Genomic DNA, 17,531 nt, shown 5'->3' with positions numbered 1-17,531 from the left:
TCAGTCCGACTCCAGCCCCAGTATTTGCAGTTGCCGCCGCTGTAATTCATCGAGAGCGGCAGCGTCGGCCCGGTAATGGGAAAATTCCAGGCGCTCCGGATATTCCCGGCGCAGCTGATCGAACGCCTTTGCCATTGGCAGCTCGCCCATTGCGGCGGCGCGCAGACGGCGGTCATCGGCGCGCGGATCGTAGATTTGCAGTAGAGCCCTAGCTACCGCGCCAACAGCGGATTCCGCCTTGTCGGGCGACACGACTTCTCGCTTCATTGAGCCCTGCCTCCCGCCCTCTTCCCCGCTTGCGGGTAGAGAAAGCGCCCGAGAGAGGGCCGCGCGGATCATCCGCGTGCCGGCCAGCTTGCCGTCGAGGCTGTAGCCGGCGATATGTGGGGTGCCGATATCCACCAGCTCCAGCAAATCGATATCGATATCCGGCTCGTTTGCCCACACATCCAGTACGGCGGTAAAGCGCTTGCCCCGGCGCAGCAATTGCAGCAGCGCCTGATTGTCCACCACCGCACCGCGACCGGCACTGATCAGCACCGCATCGTCCTTTATCTGGGCCAGCTCCCGCTCGCCAATCATATGGAAACTCGGGTGCGGACCACTCTTTACCAGCGGCGCGTGCAGGCAGATCACATCCTGCTGCAGCACCTGTTGCAGAGTCGCCGTATCGGGATTGTCGGGCAGCCAGGGATCGTAAACCGCACAGGGAATATTCAGTGCGTGCAATCGCCGCTGCAGCAGGCCACCCACATTGCCGCAGCCGACGATACCAAAGCTGCGCCCGTTCCACTCGACACCCAGCGCGGCCAGCGCACAGAAAACATATTCGACCACCGAATTGGCATTGCAGCCGGGCGCGGCACTCCAGGGAATGCCCTGCTGCTCCAGCCAATGGGTATCCAGATGATCCGTGCCAATGGTGCAGCTGCCGACGAAGCGCACCGGCGTGTTCTCCAGCAAGTCCTGATTCACCTGGGTGACCGAGCGCACCAGCAGCACATCCGCTTCAGCCAGCTGTTCGCGCGTCAGGGTGCGCCCGGGCACCCGCACCAGGGTGCCCAGATCGCCGAAGTAGTGCTCCAGCGCGGGGATATTTTCGTCGGCGACGATCGTGAGGTCAGACTGCTTCACACCGTTTCCCTGTTGTCGACTGTCAGTGTCCGTTCGATTTTAGCCTTGAGGCCGCCGATGCCGAATTCATCGGCCAGGGCCTGGGCGACGCCGATATCCGCGGGCTGCGGCTGCAGGTCCGCCAGTTGGATATCCAGCTCGATATTTTCCTCGAGGGTCGCCAGGCGCTTGGCCAGCACGACCTGTTCCGCATGCTCCTGCAGACGCGCGGCAATACCCGTGGCGCCACGCAGCTTGAGGCCGGCCACCTGCTCGGGTCGCTGCAGCAGCGACTCCACATCGTCGAACTCCGCCAGCAGGCGCGCCGCGGTCTTGGCGCCGATGCCGGGTACCCCCGGGATGTCGTCACTGGCGTCACCAACCAGCGCCAGGTAATCGGCGATCTGACCGGGGCGCACGCCAAACTTGGCCTGGATCGCGGCGGTATCCGCATGCTTATCGGCGGCAAAGTCCCACAAGGATGAGGCGCCCCGGTCCAGTAACTGCCCCAGGTCTTTGTCGCGGCTGATGATGATTGGCTCCTGATCGCGGCAGATACCGGTCAAAGTGGCGAGGATGTCGTCCGCCTCGTAGCGCTCACTGGCGAAACTCGCAATGCCCAGCGCCTCGGCCATCGACCGGCAGGCGGCCAGCTGGAAGGCCAGCGCCTCGTCCGGCAGTGCGCGGCTGTACTTGTAGTCCGGGTAGAGCTCGTTGCGGAAGCAGCTGCCCAGGGATTCGTCGAAGGCGCAGGCTATGTGGCGCGGGCGCCTGGCGAGGAGATCGAGCAGGAAGTTGCTGAAGCCGTACACCGCCTCGGTGGAATAGCCGGACTTGCTCGTCCAGTTGGGCGGCAGCGCGAAGTAGTAGCGGAAGATATAGACCGAGGCGTCTACCAGGAAGGTCGCGGAGTTGTTTCCACTCATGCCAGCTCCGCCAGTTGATATAGCGCGGGATCCAATGGATCCGGACGACCGAACTCCGCCGCCAGCGCCCGCGCGAACGTCGCGGCGCGCTCGTTGACCCCCTGGCGGCAGTTATCCCGTACCTGCTGCCAGATCGCCCGCTTGAAGCTGTCGCTGGGGCCTAGGCCACTCTCCAGGTTGTCGGCACTGACCCGGAAACGCAGGCCGCTGGCGCGGGCGAAGATCCACTCCAGCGCCTGGGGCTTGACCTCCACCCGCTCGAATTCCGCCTGCTGCTCCTCACTGCGCCCATCCGGCGCATACCAGTAGCCGTAATCCGGCAACTGGCGCCGCGCCGCGCCCGCCACACACCAGTGGGCGGCCTCGTGCAGGGCGCTGGCGGCATAGTCCCGGGTGAACTCCACCCGGTGATAGCGCAGCTCTTCATGTGCCGGCCGCCCCTCAGTCGCAGGTCGATAATAGGGCTCGTCAAAGCCCCCGCGCAGGCGGGTATTGAGACCGCGCGGGCTGGCGAAACAGCGATCGAAGACCGCCACAATGCGGTCCGCCAGCGCTTCGGTGGTCGGGGCTGGGGCCAGTTCCAGGCTCGGGGCAGACAAGAGGTTCTCCGGGGGCGACAAAGGCGGGGACTATATCAACGCCACCGTCAGGAGCAAAGTCATGGAAAACCACGCCGGGGATAACCAACAGATCTAAAACGCTGGTTGTATTTCCGGAAATCAGCATATACCTTTAGTTACAGGGACGCCGACAAAGGGGCCCCCTCCCCTTTGACCGGATTCCCCCAGGGGGGAATAAGCAGTCAAACGCCCTCCTGCCCCAGCCTTCGTTCAGAGATAGGGCACTCGCGGTACGCAACATCTTCTGGATAGAGGCGGTATATAACCGGCCCTGCAAGGAGGTGCTCCATGACCGACCACAGCTTCAGTAACGTGGTTGACCTCTTCACCGGCGAGCCGATCGAAACTTCAGCGAGCAGGCGCTTTATCCGCCTTTCGCCGGAGCTAGACGGCTTGGAAATGCTCTACTCCAACAGCTCCAGCGGCTCTGATCTCTACAGCCTGAAAATTCTGTGCTGGGGCCTGAAAGCAAATGGCGAGGTCGTTGGCCTCGTCCCCTGGTTAAACTCCATAGTGGCCTGTCCCGACATCAAGGATCCTTTAGACGGACGCTTCGAGGGCTACTACGATCCCGGCATCGAGGAAATCTTCCACGAGCCCCCCATCCACAAGATCGTCGAGCTGGAAACTGCGGCGGAATACTTCGAATACGAGAGCAGCAAGGCCGAGGAGGTGTTGCAGGAGATCCCCGACACCATTGGCACCCACGGGGTGTTTATGGACGAGCAGCGGGAGAACCTGACCCTCACCGAAGTCGTGAGCTGGCGGTTATATGCCAGCGGAGAGATTCACGGCATGCTGATCGATCACGATATCGTGGAAACCACCCCGGTACTGCCGGGCGACCTGTGCCTTTACCCGGCGCAGGAGGCAAAGGGCTTCCGCTACTTCTTTCAGCACCATATCGCCAACAAGATCAAATCCGAAGACCCGGAGGCGCTGGCTGCCATTGCGGCACTGGTGACTTCCCCGTAACCCAATCAGTCGGGGCGAGCCACTGGTTCGCCCCGATACTTACGCTTCAGCCCCCAAGCTCCTGCCGCTACGCTTCCGCCTTTTTGATCCAGTAGATGAATTCGTCGTTTTCTTCGGCGTGATCCACCAGCTCATAGCCGAGAAACTGGCAGAACTTCGGCACATCCCGTTGGGTGGAGGGATCGGTGGCGATCATCTGTAACACTTCACCGGCTGCCACCTTGCGCACAGCCGCGTGCAGCATCATGACAGGCTCGGGACACAGCAGGCCGCGGGCATCGAGCTTGTGATCTGGTTTTATGGGATCTGACTTCATAGTGCTATTGTCCGGAAATTGCCCCCTGTCGTCATCTGCAACTTTGCCTGACTCGTCGGCCAATTTGCCTAACATGATCCGGCGCGGGCGGGCTAGAATCGTCAGGAACCAAAAGCTGATCAAGAGTAGAAGATGATTTACGTATTGATTGAGCGGGAAATTGCCCCGGACATGCAAACCACCTACGAGGAAGCGGCGCGCAAGATACTGACCCAGGCTTACCGCACCGTGGGGTTTGTCGAGGGACAGACTTTTGTCGAAAAAGACAACCCGCTGCGACGCTTCACTCTTTCCAAGTGGCAATCCGAACTGCACTGGCAGCACTGGTATACCAGTGAAGACCGCCGCGCGCAGATGGCCCTGCTGGCACCGGTGCTGGTAGATGAGGAACGGATTACGATTCTGGAAGTTGCCTAAGCCCGTAGAAACTGCGCCACCGCAGCGACCGCCGCCTGCCAGTGCTGCTCGCGGGTCATTCCACTGACCCCGCGAGGCTTGAAGTCGTGATCTCCGTCTTCCAGCCACACCAACTGAACGGACTCTGGCAGTCCGTATCCCGCCACCTCTTCCGCATTGCCCAGCGGGTCGCGACTGCCCTGCACTACCAGCGTCGGGCAGCTCAGCTCCAGCAAGTGTTCGGTGCGCAGCTTGTCCGGCTTGCCGCGGGGATGAAACGGATAGCCGAGGCAGACCAATCCGGCCACGACACCGCGATCGGCATACTCCTGTGCCAGCAGGCTGGCAGCCCTGCCGCCCATGGACTTGCCGCCGATGAAAAGGGGCAGGCCGTCGCCCCTTTCACAGACCCTTTCGATCTGCTCGCGGAAGCACTCCAGTAGTTCCGGCATCCGGTTCGGCGGCCGCTTGCTGCCACCGGTGCGGCGCTGGGCCATATACGGGAACTCGAACCGCACCACCTCCACCCCGTTCTCGCAGAGTCCGGCGGCGATGGCCTGCATAAAGTCGCTGTCCATCGGCGCGCCGGCGCCGTGGGCAAACAGGAAGCGCGCCCGGGGTTCGGCAGGGCTGTCTATCATGGGCTCAAGGCTGTCTATCAACAACTCAGACATCGTCCGGAATATCCCGCGCCAGCACCAGGTTGACCGACTCTTCACCGGGTTCGAACCAGATCACCACTTCGCCGGATTGCAGCTGGCGGCGCAGGCTGGCCACCTTGTCCACCAGGCTTACTTCGCGCTCGCCGTAATCGGTACCGTCGCGGGTGGCATATTCCTCCAGCAGGCTCTGCAGGGTGTCGGGATCCAGTTGTTGGAATGGGATAATCATAAAAGTTGCTACTGCCAGTAATAGAAACGGCCCATGGCCGCGATCATCGGGCAACAGGATACCCTCCAATCGCGGCCATGGGCCGCACTTACCGGAAAAATTAAGACTTGGGCTTGCGGAAGCGCAAGGTCATGCGGTCGCTCTCGCCGATGGCCAGGTACTTGTCCTTGTCCTCATCGCCCAGGCGCAGAGACGGCGGCAGCGTCCAGACACCTTTCGGGTGCTGGGCCGTGTCTTTCGGGTTGGCGTTCACTTCGCTGGACTCCTCCAGCTCGAAGCCAGCTTTTTTCGCCAGCTGGATCACATAGTCCTGGGTCACATAACCGCTGCGGATCATATCCTCGCGGCTGGTGCCCTGCTTAGCGCGGTGCTCGACCACCCCCAGCACACCGCCTGGTTTCAGCGCGGTGAAGAAGCTGTCGAATGCCTGCTGATCGTAGCCACCGTTCATCCAGTTGTGCACGTTGCGGAAGGTCACCACCGCGTCGGCACTGCCGGCCGGGGCAATTGGGCGGCCGGCGGCCGGGTCGAACTCGGTCAGCTTCACCTTGCCGTAGCTGTCTTTGTCCGCCGCCAGTTTTTCCTTAAACGCCTTGAGGGAGCGCTTGTAGTAAGCGGACTCGCTGTCTGCCGGGAAGTGCGCCGCGTACAGGGTGCCTTCTTCCTTCAGATAGGGAGCGAGAATTTCGGTGTACCAGCCGCCGCCCGGAGCAATCTCCACCACAGTCATATTCGGCTGAATACTCAGGAACTGCAGAGTTTCCTGCGGGTGGCGGTACTTGTCGCGCGCCGCGAAAGATTCGGTGCGGTGATCCCCCTCGACGACGGTCTTGAGATCGGAGGCCTGCACGCTGCCGGTAAAAGCGGCCGCGCATGCCAGTGACACCAGCATCTGTTTAATCTTCATCCTGACTCCTCGTTGTTATCGTTGGTCCAACTTCAATCGCACGCTGTCGATCTTATCCTGTAGAGACTGCTCGCGGTCCGTACGAGTTCCCAGTTTCAGGCTGGTACTGATCCGCGGCGCGCCCATGGCGTGAACGCGTTCGTGGCAGCGCTTGACCGCCGCCATCACATCGTCCCACTCGCCTTCAATATTGGTGCCATAGGCGTGCATTCGATGTTCCAGGCCAGCCTCATCCAATACTTTCTGGCACTCCGCGATATATTCCCCCACCGACACACCGGTCCCAATGGGGATGACACACAAATCCGCGTGCACTTTCATCGACAGCCTCCGAAAGTTATCCGGCATGGCGCCGGGAAATAATACCTTTACGACCAGCCGATGGTGTTATCAGACAAGCCGTCAGTCGCTACAATCAGTGTAATCGCCTCCCCTGCAGCAAAGGAATACCATATGCAACAGCACCTCGTTATCTCCCTGATCAGCAACGATAAGCCCGGCGTGGTGGAAAAGCTTTCCGCCGTGGTGGCGGAAAACGGCGGCAACTGGGAGGACAGCCGCATGGCGCACTTCGCCGGCAAGTTCGCCGGTATCCTGCGCGTCAGCGTGCCCGCCGATTCCTGCCAGGGCCTCAAGGACGCACTCGCGGCGCTGAGCGGAGACGACTTCAAGCTGGTCGTGGAAGAGGCGGTCGCCGTCGCCGCGGGCCCACAGCAGACAGTAACATTGAAGCTGGTGGGCAACGATCGCCCCGGCATCGTCCGCGAGATATCCCGCGCCCTGGCAGCGCGCCAGATCAATATGGAGCAGCTGGAAACCGGTTACGGCAGCACCCCCTGGAGCGGCGAGCCGCTGTTCACCGCCGAATGCGTGATCACCGTGGCGGAGGACATGGATCTGGACGGCCTGCGCGACGAACTGGACGAAATCGCCAACGAGCTGGGCGTCGAGATCGACTGCGAGGAGATCGCCTCGACTCTCTAAGTATGAAATAATCCGCGCCGAATTGGGCCGGGCACTTCCGCCCGGCCTGTCCAGATATGGCCGCCACTGCCGGCCACTAGCCCATGTTTAAGATTGTTCTCTACCAACCGGAAATCGCCCCCAACACCGGCAATATCATCCGCCTGTGCGCCAACACCGGTGCCGAGCTGCACCTGATAGAACCGCTGGGCTTCGCGATGGACGACAAACGCCTGCGCCGCGCCGGGTTGGACTACAGCGAGTACAGCCGCGTGGTGCGCCACCGGGACTGGCAGGCATTCGTCGACAGCGAGCAACCGGCCCGCGTGCTGGCCCTGTCCACCAAGGGCAGCCGCAGCCACACGGATATCGAATACCAGTCCGACGACGCCATCGTCTTCGGCCCCGAGACCCGCGGCCTGCCAGCGGAGTTTCTCGCCGAGATTGGCGCGGAGCACACGCTGCGCATTCCCATGCGCCCCGAGAGCCGCAGCATCAATCTCTCCAATGCCGCCGCCGTGGTCATATACGAAGCCTGGCGCCAGCTGGATTTTTCCGGCGCGCTGACAAAGTAATTTTTAGTTGTTGTTATGCACGAATCCACAGCCCCGATAGGACTATTTTACGGCTCCAGTACCTGCTACACCGAAATGGCCGCAGAGAAGATTCGCGAGCGTATCGGTGCCGAGTGGATTGATCTGCACAATGTGGCCGAAGACGATATCGCCCTGGCGGAAAACTACGACTTCCTGATTTTCGGCATTCCCACCTGGGACTACGGCGAACTGCAGGAGGACTGGGAAAACATCTGGGATGACCTGGCGCAGCTGGATCTGCATGGCAAAATCGTTGCCCTCTTTGGGCTCGGCGACCAGGAAGGCTATCCGCAGTGGTTCCAGGACGCCCTCGGCTACCTGCACGCGCAGTTGCTCGCCTGCGGCGCGCGCGCGGTCGGCTACTGGCCGGCGGAAGGTTACGAATTCGAGGAATCCAAGGGCCTCACCGATGACGGCTCCCAATTCGTCGGCCTGGCGCTCGACGAGGAAAACGAGTTCGACCGCAGCGAGGAACGCATCGACAAGTGGTGCACGCAGGTCATGCGCCAGTTTGGGTTGAAAACATAACGGGCTACAGCCTTGAGCCACGAACAAGCCCTGAGCCACGAACAAGCCCTGAGCCATAGGAAAGCCTTGAGTCGAATGAGCGGGACAGAACGATCGTGAGCGACAAAGACCTGCACGCCGATATCGAGTGGCGAGACGACGGACTGCCGCTGTCGCGCGCCTTCGACGATATCTACTTCTCCACCGCCTCCGGACTGGAGGAGAGCCGCTACGTCTTCCTGCAGCAAAATGACCTGCCCCGGCGCTGGGCGGAGCTGGGGGACGGCGATTCCTTCACCATCGGCGAGACCGGCTTCGGCACCGGGCTCAACTTTCTCGCCGCCTGGGAACTGTGGCTGCAGGCCGCCCCGGCGAACGCGCATCTCAATTTCATCACCGTGGAAAAATACCCGCTGCGGGCCGAAGACCTGCAGCGCGCACTGGCGCTCTGGCCGCAGCTGCAGCCGCTCGCGGAACAGCTGAGCGAGCGCTACCCGCCGCTGCTGGCGCGGGGTGTGCACCGGCTGCATTTCGGCCGCGTCAGCCTGACGCTGGTGATCGGCGAGGCCAGCGAGGCGTTTCGCTCGCTGCGACTGGAAGACGACAACCGCGATCGCCATGTCGATGCCTGGTTTCTGGACGGCTTCGCCCCGTCCAAAAATCCGGACATGTGGACGCCGGAACTGTTCGAGAATATCGCCGCGCTGAGCAAGGCCGGTGCAACATTTGCCACCTTTACCTGCGCCGGACTGGTCAAGCGGGGCCTGCAAGACGCCGGTTTCACACTGAAGAAAGTGCCGGGCTTCGGACACAAGCGGGAGATGCTGCGCGGACAGCTGGAAACCACCGCGCCCACGCGGATTTCGGCAACGCCCTGGCACCTGCCGCACACTGCAACACAGCGCCGGCCGAAAACCGTCGCCGTGATCGGCGCCGGTGTATCCGGCGCGACCGTGGCCAGAGCACTGGCGGAACGCGGCATCGCCGTGCAGGTGTTCGATCAGGGTTCGCAACCGGGCGCCGGCGCCTCCGGCAATGAACAGGGCATCCTCTACGCAAAATTGTCGCCGAAACCGGGCCCCAACGGCGACTTCAATCTGCACGCGCTGATGTTTGCGCAGCGCTACTACCGCGAACACTGCGCGGACGTAACCCACTTTGGCGGCTTGTTGCAGCTGGCACAGAGCGACAAGGAACAGCAACTGCAACAGCAGATAGGCCAGCTGCTGGACCAGCACAAAGCGGAACAACTGGCCCGCATGGTAAATGCTGAAGAGGCCAGTGCCATTGCCGGGGTACCGCTCAACTTTGGTGGGCTCTATTTCCCGACGGCGGGCTGGATCGAACCGCAAAGGGTCTGCGCCACACTGCTGCAGCACCGCAATATCGCACTGCATTGCGCTACCCGCATCGACACCCTGATCCCGCAGGAAGCCGGCTGGCAGCTGTGTTCTGCCGATCAGGAATATACGGCCGATGCGGTGGTGATCTGCAGCGCCCACGGTATCCGCCAGTTCGCGCAGACGACCGCCCTGCCCCTGCGCCCGATTCGCGGCCAGGTCTCCAACGCCCCGGCCAGTACCAATTCACGGCAGTTGCAGACAACGCTGTGCGGCGAGGGCTATATCGCGCCCGTTTTCCGCGAGCGCCACAGCTTTGGCGCCACGTTCAAGCTGAAGGAAACGGAAACTGAGTTGCGTGAAGAAGAGCACCGGGAGAATCTCGACACCCTTGCCGAGCTGCTGCCGCAGGTCGCCGCCGACTTCGCACAACACCCGGTGAGCGGGCGCGCCGCAGTGCGCGCGGCGACGCCGGATTATCTGCCGATGGCGGGCCCGGTGCCCGACTGGGAATCGGTCGACGAGACCTACGCCGACCTGAGAAAGAACCGCAAGCTGCTGATTCAGCAACAGGCCGCCTACCAACCGGCGCTCTATGTGCTCGGCGGCCTCGGCTCGCGCGGCTTCACCTATGCGCCGCTGGCCGCCGAGGTGCTGGCGGGCTGGCTGTGCGGCGAGGCCATGCCGGTTTCCGCCGAACTGGTCAAAGCCCTGCACCCGGCGCGCTTCGCCATTCGCGCGCTCGGCAAAAACCGCTGATCGGGTCAGCGGCTACCTAACGGCTGGCGCTTACGCCGGTTCCGCGGGTGCGAGCAGATTCGCACTGCCGGAACCACAGGCAACGATGGATTTCATCGCTGCTTCCACCGTGACATCCGGCAGGATTTCCACGCAGTCGGCCGGCACGTGATAGACGAAGCCCGAGGTCGGCACCGGTGCCGTCGGCACATAGACAGTGAAATCGCCGTTGGCGTGCTGGGATGTGACGATGGCGGTGACCGAAAGCGGGACCTGGGCACCGTGAATGCGCACCCGCGCCACCGGCCCGGACAGCACTCCCTCACCGGCACCGCCGCCGATAAACTGCAGGACCAGGTCCTTGATGGTGTTGTAGCCGGGTGCGAGGCGACCGAGCCAGTGGTCCAGGTGCCGGTGCGCCCAGCGACCGACGCTGGTTTTGACCAGCAGGCCAATCAGGAAACAGGCGCCGAGGATCAGCGCTATCACCGCCAGCTTGGCGACGGTATCCTTGAACTCGGTATGCGCTTCCAGCCAGACGACCGCCGGCGCAACCAGTTCGCTGATCTGGCCGAACAGCCACTGGAACAGCAGAATAAAGATGGCGATGGGCAGTACCACCGCCAGGCCCCCGAGGAGGGTCAAGGTGATAAATGTTTTAACTCTGGTCATAAATTCTCTATGCAAAAGCTGCTAATGCACAAATGGAGACTTCTGCTGCTGGCCCTGCTGCCGCTGGCCTGCGCAGCAGAGACAAACCTTGCAGTGACCCCCTTCGCCACTGTGGACGAGCGCGACCGCCCCGCGGATCACTTTACCCAGGGGCTCTATTACGACGGCCAGCGCTGGTGGGAAAGCAGCGGGCAGTACGGGCGCTCCTGGCTGGCCGAGTATACAGATCCGGGCGCCAATCCCCTAAGGCGCAAATGGCTGGCTGCGAACCGCTTCGCAGAGGGGTTGACTGTTCTCGGCGACAGGGTGTTCCTGCTCACATGGCGGGCCGGCGAACTGTTGATTTATCGTGCCGACGACCTGTCGCCGCTGGGTATGCGCCACTATGCAGGCGAGGGCTGGGGGCTGACCAGCGACGGCGAGCAGCTGATCATGAGCAACGGCAGCGACGAGCTGACCTATCGCGATCCCGACACCTTCGCGGTCAAGCGCCGCCTCAAGGTCCGCGGCGGCGGTGAGCAGTGGTCGAACCTCAATGAACTGGAATTCGCGCAGGGGCTGATCTGGGCCAATATCTGGCAGGACACCCGCATCATCGCGATAGATCCGGCCAGCGGGGCAGTGCGAGGGGTGATCGACCTGCGGGAGCTGGCGCCGGACGCCGGTCACCCGGACGCCGTCGCCAACGGCATCGCCTGGGACAGGAAGCGCAACGGGCTCTGGGTAACGGGAAAATTCTGGCCGAAGCTGTATCTGATCCGCCCGCAGGGACTGGGGTTTGAGGAGTAAATGCAGAAGCGGCGATGGCCGCGCCCAACGTAGTTCTTCCGTCATTCCGGCGCAGGCCGACCCGCCGGATGGATACCGGCCTGCGCCGGTATGACGAGTCGATGGGCAAGGGCTCAACCCCGATAGTAATCAATCACCGTCAGCAGTCCGCCGCCGCGCACCTGATCGAGTGCGGCGCCGCGGATCTCCAGGCGGAAACCGTGGCCGCGACTCTGCAGGCTGATCCCGTCCGGGCCGCCGGCACCGTCAAACAGCATCGAATGCTGGCCGTTATCGCCGCGCCACTGTACCCCTTCCACCTTGCGCATCCCCGGCAGATCGAGTGTCAGCGTATGCACTTTTTCCGGCAACGGCCGCAGTTCCACCCGCGCTATGCCAGAGGCGGTGGCTACCGAGTAAGCGAGCTGATTTTCCGGCGCGGGCTGCCAGCCAAGATGGGTGTCTGCGAGTGCGGACTGAACCAGCGTCCGCGGGGGAGTCGTGGAGCAACCGGCTAGGCTTCCCAGCCCGATCGCCAGCAGCAAAGACAGCATTATTGAAGCACGCATAGCCTTATCCTTAGCTTGTCGCTGTGACGCAACGATTATAAACGTGAACCCCATCACAAAACAAAAGCGCCGGATTTTAGTTTATTTTTTCGACAGCGGTGATGACAGCCCCGCCACATTGTGGGCTCCCCCGCGGTATACTCCGCCACCATGAACTCTCCCCAAGATATTCTCGAACACGTCTTCGGCTATACCCAGTTCCGCGGCCCCCAGGCAGAGGTGATCGACACCCTGATGGCCGGACGCGACGCGCTGGTGCTGATGCCCACCGGCGGCGGCAAGTCTCTCTGTTACCAGATCCCCGCCCTGGCGCGGCCCGGCTGCGGCGTGGTGATCTCGCCGCTGATCGCACTGATGCAGGACCAGGTGGAGGCGCTGCAGGCCGCCGGTGTCCGCGCCGCCTTCCTCAATTCCTCCGTGGCTTTCGACGAAGCCCAGGATATCGAGAGCGCGCTGTTGCACGGCGAACTGGACCTGCTCTACCTGGCGCCGGAGCGGCTGCTGCAGCCCCGCACCCTGGGGCTGCTGCAGCGGGCGCAGCTGTCCCTGTTCGCCATCGATGAGGCCCACTGTGTATCCCAGTGGGGCCACGATTTCCGCGCCGACTACCTGCAGCTGAACTGCCTGCACGAGCAGTTCCCCAATGTGCCGCGCATCGCGCTGACCGCCACGGCGGACCAGCGCACCCGCGCCGAGATCGCCACCCGCCTGGATCTCGGCGATGCCCGCCATTTCGTCAGCAGCTTCGACCGCCCCAACATCCAGTACCGCATCGCGCAGAAAGACAATGCGCGCCGCCAGCTGCTGCAGTTCCTGCAGGCCGAGCAGCAGGGCAACGCCGGTATCGTCTACTGCCTGTCGCGGGCCAAGGTGGAGAACACCGCCGAGTGGCTGAACCAGCAGGGCTTCACCGCCCTGCCCTATCACGCCGGCCTGCCGGCGGCGACCCGCGCCGAGCACCAGCGCCGCTTCCTGCGCGAGGAAGGCGTTATCGTCGTCGCCACCATCGCCTTCGGCATGGGCATCGACAAACCGGATGTGCGCTTCGTCGCCCATATGGACCTGCCCAAGAGTGTCGAGGCTTATTATCAAGAGACCGGCCGCGCCGGGCGCGACGGCGAGCCATCCACGGCACTGCTGCTGTACGGCTTCGAGGATGTGGTCAAACTCGGGCAGATGGTGGAATCGTCCGAGGGCAGCGAGGAACACAAACGCCAGGAGCGCGCGCGCCTGAACGCGATGCTGGGCCTGTGCGAGATCACCAGCTGCCGCCGGCAGGCGCTGCTGCGCTACTTTGCCGAGGAACTGCCGGAGCCCTGTGGCAACTGCGACACCTGCCTGGAACCACCGCAGACCTGGGACGCCACCGAGGCCGCGGCAAAACTGTTGTCGTGCGTCTACCGCACCGGCCAGCGCTTCGGCGCCGCCCACGTGATCGACGTATTGCGCGGCTCGGAAAACGAGAAAGTGCGCAAGTTCGGCCACGACCAACTGAGCACCCACGGTATCGGCACCGAGCTGTCCGCCAACGAGTGGAGAGGGGTCGTGCGCCAGCTGGTGGTACGCGGCTATCTCGAAGTCGAGGGCGAGTTCCAGGGCCTGCGCCTGACTGAAGCCTGCCGCCCGCTGCTGCGCGGAGAGGAAACCGTGCAGTTGCGCAAGCTGCCGCCGAAAGCCGCGCGCGCCGAGACCCGCCGCTCCGCAGCCGCCGCAGATTTAACCCCCGCCGACGAGCCGCTGTGGAATGCGCTGCGCGCCTGTCGCAAGCAACTGGCGGACGAACACGGCGTGCCGCCCTATGTGGTCTTCCACGATGCCACGCTGCGCGGCATGGTGAGCGCGCGCCCGCAAACCCGGGAAGAACTGTTAGGGGTATCCGGCGTCGGCGACAGCAAGCTGGAACGCTTTGGCGATGCCTTCCTGGCGGTGCTGCGCGACTTTTCCGAATGATTGCCGCACACTGCGGTGACTGATCTTCAGCAGGCGACTTCCCAAATGGAATTGCCTGCCCCAAAAAATAACGATGCAAAACAATAACGACGCAAATCAATAAACCAATAGCGAAGCGACCAGAGAGGAATCCATGCGAACCATCGGCCACCTGATCAACGGCAAGTTCGTTGCCGACGACCCGCGCCAGCAGGACATCACCAATCCCTCCACCAACGAAGTGGTGGCGAAAGTCTCCCTCGCCAGCAAGGCCACCGTGGAGGAAGCCATCGCGGCGGCCGCAGCGGCCTACCCCGCCTGGCGCGATGTGCCGCCGGCCAAGCGCGCGCGTATCATGTACCGCCTGAAAGAACTGCTGGAGCAGAACGCCGACAAGATCTGCGAAATGCTCACCCGCGAGCACGGCAAGGTGCTCAACGATGCGATGGGCGAACTGCAGCGCGGTATCGAAAACGTCGAATACGTCTGCTCCGCGCCGGAACTGTTGAAAGGCGAGCACAGCAAGAACGTCGGCCCGGCCATCGACTCCTGGAGTGAATTCCAGCCGCTCGGCGTCTGCGCCGGCATCACGCCGTTCAACTTCCCGGCCATGGTGCCGCTGTGGATGTGGCCGATGGCCATCGCCTGTGGCAATACTTTTATTCTGAAACCCTCCGAGCGCGATCCCAGCTCCGCACTGTTTATTGCAGAACTGGGCCTGGAAGCGGGCATTCCCGCCGGCGTGCTGAACGTGGTGCACGGCGATAAGGAAGCGGTGGACACGCTACTGACCGACAAGCGTGTGCAGGCGGTCAGCTTTGTAGGCTCCACACCGATCGCCGAGTACGTCTACTCCACCGGCAATGCCAACGGCAAACGCGTGCAGGCCTTCGGCGGAGCGAAAAACCACGCGCTGGTAATGCCCGATGCGGATCTGGACAACGCGGTCAGCGCACTGATGGGCGCCGCTTACGGTTCCTGCGGCGAGCGCTGCATGGCCATCTCGGTGGCCGTCGCCGTCGGCGATGCCACCGCCGATGCGCTGATCGAAAAGCTGCAGGCGCAGATCGCCAAGCTGAAAGTCGGCGACGGCATGGACAACGGCAACGATATGGGCCCGCTGGTAACCCGCGCGCACCTCGACAAGGTCGAGGGCTATATCGCCAGGGGCGTCGAGGAAGGCGCGGAGCTGGTGGTCGACGGCCGCGGCCTGAAAGTGCCCGGCTTCGAAGACGGCAATTACCTGGGCGCCAGCCTGTTCGACCGGGTGAAACCGGGCATGGCCATCCACTCCGACGAAATCTTCGGCCCGGTGCTGTGCGTGATGCGCGTCGACACCATGCAGGAAGCGATGGACATTATCGATGCCCACGAGTACGGCAACGGCACCTGCATTTTCACCCGCGACGGCGAGGCCGCGCGCTACTTCTCCGACAATATCAAGGTCGGCATGGTCGGCATCAATGTGCCGCTACCGGTGCCGGTGGCCTACCACAGCTTCGGCGGCTGGAAACGCTCCCTGTTCGGCGACCTGCACGCCTACGGCCCGGACTCGGTGCGTTTCTACACCAAGCGCAAGACCGTCACCCAGCGCTGGCCGGCCAGCGGTGTGCGCGAAGGAGCGCAGTTCAGCTTCCCCAGCAATAATTGATTGCTCGTCGACAGCCGAAATAGAAAAAGGCAGCTTTAAGCTGCCTCAGACTGTTGATAAACCCCGCATTCCGTTCTGAGCTGGTGCGGTGGCGGCCAAGCACTAGGACGACCATTTCGAATCGCTGTGAATACATCCCTGTAAGCTCCGGCGGCGACGTCCTGTCGCCGACGGTTCGAAATACTCGTCCTAGCACTTTGCCTTAAATTTTAACTGCATTACTTTGTCAGCGACCTGAGGCAACTTTAAGCTGCCTTTTTTTAACCGGCAAAAATACCTGCGCCCCAAATTGATCAGCGGGCACAGCCGGCCGATAATCCACCGGGACAGAGCCCAAGTACCGCAACAGTGCAAAAAATAACCACACCGGCCATTGCAGGAGCCGCGCCATGAAATACCTTGTCCTCGCCAGCCTTGTGTTGCTCACGGCATGTGCCAGTACCACGCCAGCCGACCAGGCGCCCTCACCCGATGCCGCGGCACTGGCCGAAAATGCCAACGGTGACTGGTACAAGCAGTCACTGGCGACCCTGAGGCAGAAAGGTGAGCAGGCGGAAACTGCCGATTTCCAGCGCGTGCGCGAGGCCTACACCTCGACCCGCCGATACGCGCCCTACATGGATCCCGTCTATGACATCATGAAGTACGGCATCAACCAGATGCACAATGGCAACGGGAAGGCCTGCGCCCAGGCCGCCACCAAGATCGTTGCGGTCAACTTCACCAGCCTCACCGGCCATTACCTGGGCATGGTCTGCAACAGGATGCTCGGCAACCGGGTGGTCGCAGAACAATACAAGTTCGCCCTGAACGGCTTTATGGACGCCATCCGTGCCACCGGCAGTGGCAAGACCATAGAGACCGCCTTCGAAACCTACAGCACGCAGGAACTGCGCGCGTTTTTGCAGTTGCAGGGGCTGGAGATCGTCGGCCAATCGCTGGTACAGGGTGATGACGGTGTCTATGACCAGATGAAAGTCCGGGACCCGGAAACCGGCAAAGAGTCCTCGCTCTTTTTCAATATCACCAAGCAGTGGGCCAAGGGCATGACCGCGCAAAAATAGCGTCAGAGCCTTCAGCTTCGGCGGACGGTATATCAGCCACCGCGCGCGGGAAATCAGCCCTGGCGCGAAGAGAAATAGGCTCGCAACGGATCGCGCACCACATCGTCCGTGGGCCCCTCATCCAGCTTGATGGTATCCGGCAGGAAGGGATGCCAGGCCTCCGCACGGGAGACCCACACCTCGTGGGTGGGCTGGAACATGCTCTGATCATCGAGGCCACCCACGGCCAGCAACACCACCCCCTGCATGTCCGGCCAGTGCGCCGATATCGGCGAGCCGCACTCACCACAGGAATTCCTGCGCAGCGTGCGCCCGCTTTCCGCCTGCACATCGTAGAAGTGCAACTCGGTCTCAATCTTGTAATCCAGCCGATCGGCCGGCACGAACATCGTGGCCGCGAACGCAGCACCGCTGGCGTGCTGGCAGTCGCGGCAATGGCAGATCAGCTGTACTATCGGTTTTTCCGAGCACTCGTAGCGGACCTTGCCGCAGGCGCAGCCGCCGGATAGAAGTGGCATTATCAGTGTCCGATTTTTCGTGAGTTTATATTCCAGGGTCGCGTAGCGGATTGTTCCCTGGAAGCGGTTGTC

21 protein-coding genes are annotated in these 17,531 nt (G+C 62.4%); 10 read left to right on the top strand and 11 right to left on the bottom strand.

Going from position 1 to position 17,531, the window contains the following annotated elements; translation table 11 throughout:
* The 3 genes from BUC36_RS16750 to BUC36_RS16740 are packed head-to-tail and all read right to left on the bottom strand — an operon-like array spanning nucleotide 1 to nucleotide 2,638.
* Nucleotides 1–1,134 carry a 4-phosphoerythronate dehydrogenase gene (locus BUC36_RS16750; protein ID WP_073277333.1) on the bottom strand — a complete coding sequence of 378 codons (1,134 nt, stop codon included), beginning with the start codon at nucleotides 1,132–1,134 and terminating at the stop codon, nucleotides 1–3.
* The gene (locus BUC36_RS16745) at nucleotides 1,131–2,039 is read right to left on the bottom strand and encodes a 5'-3' exonuclease (RefSeq protein ID WP_073277331.1); all 909 of its coding nucleotides are present in this window, start codon (nucleotides 2,037–2,039) and stop codon (nucleotides 1,131–1,133) included. The genes BUC36_RS16750 and BUC36_RS16745 overlap by 4 nt, the downstream gene beginning before the upstream one ends.
* Nucleotides 2,036–2,638: an elongation factor P hydroxylase gene (locus tag BUC36_RS16740; RefSeq protein WP_234995043.1), complete on the bottom strand. Its 603-nt coding sequence runs from the start codon at nucleotides 2,636–2,638 to the stop codon at nucleotides 2,036–2,038. Before BUC36_RS16740 ends, BUC36_RS16745 begins: the two co-directional genes overlap by 4 nt.
* A gap of 309 nt (nucleotides 2,639–2,947) precedes the next feature.
* Between BUC36_RS16740 and BUC36_RS16735 the strand changes: the two genes are divergently transcribed.
* Nucleotides 2,948–3,634: a hypothetical protein gene (locus tag BUC36_RS16735; RefSeq protein ID WP_073277329.1), complete on the top strand. Its 687-nt coding sequence runs from the start codon at nucleotides 2,948–2,950 to the stop codon at nucleotides 3,632–3,634.
* Nucleotides 3,635–3,701: 67 nt separating this feature from the next.
* Here BUC36_RS16735 and tusA read toward each other — a convergent pair whose 3' ends face one another.
* Complete coding sequence (gene tusA / locus BUC36_RS16730; RefSeq protein WP_073277327.1) at nucleotides 3,702–3,950, bottom strand: sulfurtransferase TusA; 249 nt, start codon at nucleotides 3,948–3,950, stop codon at nucleotides 3,702–3,704.
* A 132-nt stretch (nucleotides 3,951–4,082) separates the two neighbouring features.
* Here tusA and BUC36_RS16725 point away from each other — a divergent pair, with 132 nt between their 5' ends.
* Nucleotides 4,083–4,367, top strand: a complete 285-nt coding sequence (locus BUC36_RS16725; RefSeq protein ID WP_073277325.1) for an antibiotic biosynthesis monooxygenase family protein — start codon at nucleotides 4,083–4,085, stop codon at nucleotides 4,365–4,367.
* Here the strand turns inward: BUC36_RS16725 and BUC36_RS16720 are convergent.
* The 4 genes from BUC36_RS16720 to BUC36_RS16705 all read right to left on the bottom strand — a co-directional run bounded on the left by BUC36_RS16720 (nucleotide 4,364) and on the right by BUC36_RS16705 (nucleotide 6,465).
* On the bottom strand, nucleotides 4,364–5,020 hold the full coding sequence (locus tag BUC36_RS16720; RefSeq protein ID WP_084536210.1) for an alpha/beta family hydrolase: 657 nt from the start codon (nucleotides 5,018–5,020) through the stop codon (nucleotides 4,364–4,366). The genes BUC36_RS16725 and BUC36_RS16720 overlap by 4 nt on opposite strands.
* Nucleotides 5,013–5,237 (bottom strand): YheU family protein, encoded by a 225-nt coding sequence (locus tag BUC36_RS16715; RefSeq protein ID WP_073277321.1) that lies wholly within the window; start codon nucleotides 5,235–5,237, stop codon nucleotides 5,013–5,015. The genes BUC36_RS16720 and BUC36_RS16715 overlap by 8 nt, the downstream gene beginning before the upstream one ends.
* A 100-nt stretch (nucleotides 5,238–5,337) precedes the next feature.
* Nucleotides 5,338–6,144 (bottom strand): class I SAM-dependent methyltransferase, encoded by an 807-nt coding sequence (locus tag BUC36_RS16710; protein WP_084536208.1) that lies wholly within the window; start codon nucleotides 6,142–6,144, stop codon nucleotides 5,338–5,340.
* Nucleotides 6,145–6,159: 15 nt separating this feature from the next.
* A complete protein-coding gene (locus BUC36_RS16705; RefSeq protein ID WP_073277319.1) occupies nucleotides 6,160–6,465 on the bottom strand; it encodes an MTH1187 family thiamine-binding protein in 306 nt (101 codons plus the stop codon).
* Nucleotides 6,466–6,597: 132 nt separating this feature from the next.
* Between BUC36_RS16705 and BUC36_RS16700 the strand changes: the two genes are divergently transcribed.
* The 4 genes from BUC36_RS16700 (at nucleotide 6,598) to mnmC (ending at nucleotide 10,309) form a co-directional block, all read left to right on the top strand.
* The gene (locus BUC36_RS16700) at nucleotides 6,598–7,128 is read left to right on the top strand and encodes a glycine cleavage system transcriptional repressor (RefSeq protein ID WP_073277317.1); all 531 of its coding nucleotides are present in this window, start codon (nucleotides 6,598–6,600) and stop codon (nucleotides 7,126–7,128) included.
* An 83-nt stretch (nucleotides 7,129–7,211) separates the two neighbouring features.
* Nucleotides 7,212–7,682: a tRNA (uridine(34)/cytosine(34)/5-carboxymethylaminomethyluridine(34)-2'-O)-methyltransferase TrmL gene (gene trmL, locus BUC36_RS16695; protein ID WP_073277314.1), complete on the top strand. Its 471-nt coding sequence runs from the start codon at nucleotides 7,212–7,214 to the stop codon at nucleotides 7,680–7,682.
* 15 nt (nucleotides 7,683–7,697) lie between these two features.
* On the top strand, nucleotides 7,698–8,231 hold the full coding sequence (gene fldB, locus BUC36_RS16690) for a flavodoxin FldB (protein WP_073277312.1): 534 nt from the start codon (nucleotides 7,698–7,700) through the stop codon (nucleotides 8,229–8,231).
* A gap of 95 nt (nucleotides 8,232–8,326) precedes the next feature.
* A complete protein-coding gene (gene mnmC / locus BUC36_RS16685) occupies nucleotides 8,327–10,309 on the top strand; it encodes a bifunctional tRNA (5-methylaminomethyl-2-thiouridine)(34)-methyltransferase MnmC2/FAD-dependent 5-carboxymethylaminomethyl-2-thiouridine(34) oxidoreductase MnmC1 (RefSeq protein ID WP_073277310.1) in 1,983 nt (660 codons plus the stop codon).
* A gap of 30 nt (nucleotides 10,310–10,339) precedes the next feature.
* On the opposite strand, the gene BUC36_RS16680 is transcribed toward mnmC, so the two are convergent.
* The gene (locus BUC36_RS16680; protein ID WP_073277308.1) at nucleotides 10,340–10,960 is read right to left on the bottom strand and encodes a DUF502 domain-containing protein; all 621 of its coding nucleotides are present in this window, start codon (nucleotides 10,958–10,960) and stop codon (nucleotides 10,340–10,342) included.
* Nucleotides 10,961–10,984: 24 nt separating this feature from the next.
* Between BUC36_RS16680 and BUC36_RS16675 the strand changes: the two genes are divergently transcribed.
* Entirely contained in the window at nucleotides 10,985–11,749 is a 765-nt protein-coding gene (locus BUC36_RS16675) for a glutaminyl-peptide cyclotransferase (RefSeq protein WP_234995042.1), read from the top strand.
* Nucleotides 11,750–11,862: 113 nt separating this feature from the next.
* On the opposite strand, the gene BUC36_RS16670 is transcribed toward BUC36_RS16675, so the two are convergent.
* Nucleotides 11,863–12,297 carry a hypothetical protein gene (locus BUC36_RS16670; RefSeq protein ID WP_143187027.1) on the bottom strand — a complete coding sequence of 145 codons (435 nt, stop codon included), beginning with the start codon at nucleotides 12,295–12,297 and terminating at the stop codon, nucleotides 11,863–11,865.
* A gap of 150 nt (nucleotides 12,298–12,447) precedes the next feature.
* Here BUC36_RS16670 and recQ point away from each other — a divergent pair, with 150 nt between their 5' ends.
* The 3 genes from recQ (at nucleotide 12,448) to BUC36_RS16655 (ending at nucleotide 16,941) form a co-directional block, all read left to right on the top strand.
* Entirely contained in the window at nucleotides 12,448–14,247 is a 1,800-nt protein-coding gene (recQ, locus tag BUC36_RS16665) for a DNA helicase RecQ (protein WP_073277302.1), read from the top strand.
* Nucleotides 14,248–14,380: 133 nt separating this feature from the next.
* The gene (locus BUC36_RS16660; RefSeq protein WP_073277300.1) at nucleotides 14,381–15,877 is read left to right on the top strand and encodes a CoA-acylating methylmalonate-semialdehyde dehydrogenase; all 1,497 of its coding nucleotides are present in this window, start codon (nucleotides 14,381–14,383) and stop codon (nucleotides 15,875–15,877) included.
* Between the two features lie 389 nt (nucleotides 15,878–16,266).
* On the top strand, nucleotides 16,267–16,941 hold the full coding sequence (locus tag BUC36_RS16655) for a DUF4919 domain-containing protein (RefSeq protein WP_073277298.1): 675 nt from the start codon (nucleotides 16,267–16,269) through the stop codon (nucleotides 16,939–16,941).
* A 53-nt stretch (nucleotides 16,942–16,994) separates the two neighbouring features.
* Here BUC36_RS16655 and BUC36_RS16650 read toward each other — a convergent pair whose 3' ends face one another.
* The gene (locus BUC36_RS16650; protein WP_073277296.1) at nucleotides 16,995–17,459 is read right to left on the bottom strand and encodes a GFA family protein; all 465 of its coding nucleotides are present in this window, start codon (nucleotides 17,457–17,459) and stop codon (nucleotides 16,995–16,997) included.
* Nucleotides 17,460–17,531 lie beyond the last annotated feature (72 nt).

The organism is Microbulbifer donghaiensis, from assembly GCF_900129095.1.
Taxonomy (GTDB): domain Bacteria; phylum Pseudomonadota; class Gammaproteobacteria; order Pseudomonadales; family Cellvibrionaceae; genus Microbulbifer; species Microbulbifer donghaiensis.
Note: the sequence above shows the minus strand (reverse complement) of the source record. Positions and strands in the feature narration are given on the sequence as shown.

What these genes read in the sequence shown, in the direction of transcription:
- BUC36_RS16745 (WP_073277331.1), bottom strand. Translation starts at nt 2,039, where the DNA reads ATGAGTGGAAACAACTCCGCGACCTTCCTGGTAGACGCCTCGGTCTAT.
- BUC36_RS16735 (WP_073277329.1), top strand. Translation starts at nt 2,948, where the DNA reads ATGACCGACCACAGCTTCAGTAACGTGGTTGACCTCTTCACCGGCGAG.
- tusA (WP_073277327.1), bottom strand. Translation starts at nt 3,950, where the DNA reads ATGAAGTCAGATCCCATAAAACCAGATCACAAGCTCGATGCCCGCGGC.
- BUC36_RS16725 (WP_073277325.1), top strand. Translation starts at nt 4,083, where the DNA reads ATGATTTACGTATTGATTGAGCGGGAAATTGCCCCGGACATGCAAACC.
- BUC36_RS16720 (WP_084536210.1), bottom strand. Translation starts at nt 5,020, where the DNA reads ATGTCTGAGTTGTTGATAGACAGCCTTGAGCCCATGATAGACAGCCCT.
- BUC36_RS16715 (WP_073277321.1), bottom strand. Translation starts at nt 5,237, where the DNA reads ATGATTATCCCATTCCAACAACTGGATCCCGACACCCTGCAGAGCCTG.
- BUC36_RS16710 (WP_084536208.1), bottom strand. Translation starts at nt 6,144, where the DNA reads ATGAAGATTAAACAGATGCTGGTGTCACTGGCATGCGCGGCCGCTTTT.
- BUC36_RS16705 (WP_073277319.1), bottom strand. Translation starts at nt 6,465, where the DNA reads ATGAAAGTGCACGCGGATTTGTGTGTCATCCCCATTGGGACCGGTGTG.
- BUC36_RS16700 (WP_073277317.1), top strand. Translation starts at nt 6,598, where the DNA reads ATGCAACAGCACCTCGTTATCTCCCTGATCAGCAACGATAAGCCCGGC.
- trmL (WP_073277314.1), top strand. Translation starts at nt 7,212, where the DNA reads ATGTTTAAGATTGTTCTCTACCAACCGGAAATCGCCCCCAACACCGGC.
- fldB (WP_073277312.1), top strand. Translation starts at nt 7,698, where the DNA reads ATGCACGAATCCACAGCCCCGATAGGACTATTTTACGGCTCCAGTACC.
- BUC36_RS16680 (WP_073277308.1), bottom strand. Translation starts at nt 10,960, where the DNA reads ATGACCAGAGTTAAAACATTTATCACCTTGACCCTCCTCGGGGGCCTG.
- BUC36_RS16675 (WP_234995042.1), top strand. Translation starts at nt 10,985, where the DNA reads ATGCACAAATGGAGACTTCTGCTGCTGGCCCTGCTGCCGCTGGCCTGC.
- BUC36_RS16670 (WP_143187027.1), bottom strand. Translation starts at nt 12,297, where the DNA reads ATGCGTGCTTCAATAATGCTGTCTTTGCTGCTGGCGATCGGGCTGGGA.
- recQ (WP_073277302.1), top strand. Translation starts at nt 12,448, where the DNA reads ATGAACTCTCCCCAAGATATTCTCGAACACGTCTTCGGCTATACCCAG.
- BUC36_RS16660 (WP_073277300.1), top strand. Translation starts at nt 14,381, where the DNA reads ATGCGAACCATCGGCCACCTGATCAACGGCAAGTTCGTTGCCGACGAC.
- BUC36_RS16655 (WP_073277298.1), top strand. Translation starts at nt 16,267, where the DNA reads ATGAAATACCTTGTCCTCGCCAGCCTTGTGTTGCTCACGGCATGTGCC.
- BUC36_RS16650 (WP_073277296.1), bottom strand. Translation starts at nt 17,459, where the DNA reads ATGCCACTTCTATCCGGCGGCTGCGCCTGCGGCAAGGTCCGCTACGAG.